Genomic DNA, 1,141 nt, shown 5'->3' with positions numbered 1-1,141 from the left:
TCTTTAGTTTTCAGGGAATACGGCAAGACTCCTTTGTTTTGCAAAGGGGTCTTTTTCTTTTGTAAAAAGTACCTTTACAATCGGAAATAAGTGTGGCTTACTAAAACATATCCGAAAAATAAAAAATGGGAGAGATATTTCCTCAATTATGGAATTCATTCAAAATGACTGGGCTGAAGTGTTGAAAGATGAATTTTCCAAGCCGTACTTTGTTAAGTTGTGGGAGTTTGTGGAAGAGGAATATGCTACGCAAGTTGTATATCCGCGAAAAGATGAAATCTTTTCAGCCCTTCGGTTGACGCCATTTGCAGAAACGAAAGTCGTCATTATCGGGCAGGATCCATACCATGGAGAGGGACAGGCACATGGACTCAGTTTTTCCGTTAAACCGGGAGTCAAACAACCGCCTTCCCTGAAAAATATTTTTAAGGAACTGAAAGCGGATTTGGGGTGTGAAATTCCCAACCACGGATATTTGGAGAAGTGGGCAAAACAAGGGGTACTTTTGTTAAATTCCGTCTTAACGGTAAGGGAAAGCAAACCGAATTCGCATAAGAACAAGGGCTGGGAGACTTTCACCGATGAGGTGATCCGGAGATTAAATGAGCGCCGGGATCCGGTTGTATTCTTGTTATGGGGGCGCCATGCTCAAGAAAAAGGTTCCTTGATCACCAACCCGTGGCACGGCGTTTTTGAATCTGCACACCCAAGCCCGCTTGCCGCGAAAAAAGGATTTTTCGGCAGTCGTCCGTTTTCCAAAGCAAATCAATTTTTACGTGAGCATGGTTTCAGGGAAATTGACTGGCAAATCCCTGATCTTTGAAAAGCAACCGGGGTTCAACAGGGAGGGTGAAGAATACCCTCCCTCTTTGTTGCGGTTTGCTTTAAAAGCGGCGGGCAGATTGTTTGAACAGCCTGTTTTTCAAGCTTTTTCATATCATTAAGTGAAATTTTTATTTGTGAATAACAATATATTTTTCTTCGGGCAATAAAAAAATAAAAAAAGGGGTTGCAAATATTTTGGAGCCATGCTATATTACTACTTGTCGCCGTGATGAACGGCATGAACAGAATGCACCTTGAAAATAAGATATGGAATAAGGCAAATGACGAAATGGTCATTCGTCAAGTTGCATCACCG

The 1,141-nt window shown here is 41.9% G+C and carries 1 protein-coding gene; it reads left to right on the top strand.

The genetic code is table 11. The annotated features are described in order from the left end of the window. Nucleotides 1-148: 148 nt before the first annotated feature. Nucleotides 149-823: a uracil-DNA glycosylase gene (locus JG50_RS0117800; RefSeq protein WP_033102457.1), complete on the top strand. Its 675-nt coding sequence runs from the start codon at nucleotides 149-151 to the stop codon at nucleotides 821-823. The last annotated feature ends 318 nt before the right edge of the window (nucleotides 824-1,141 follow it).

Source organism: Thermoactinomyces daqus (genome assembly GCF_000763315.1).
Lineage (GTDB): Bacteria > Bacillota > Bacilli > Thermoactinomycetales > Thermoactinomycetaceae > Thermoactinomyces_A > Thermoactinomyces_A daqus.
The sequence above is the reverse complement of the archived record's forward strand: the minus strand, read 5'-3'. Positions and strand labels throughout refer to the sequence as shown.

Excerpts from the sequence above, each read along its gene's own strand:
- JG50_RS0117800 (WP_033102457.1), top strand. The coding sequence starts at position 149 with ATGGAATTCATTCAAAATGACTGGGCTGAAGTGTTGAAAGATGAATTT.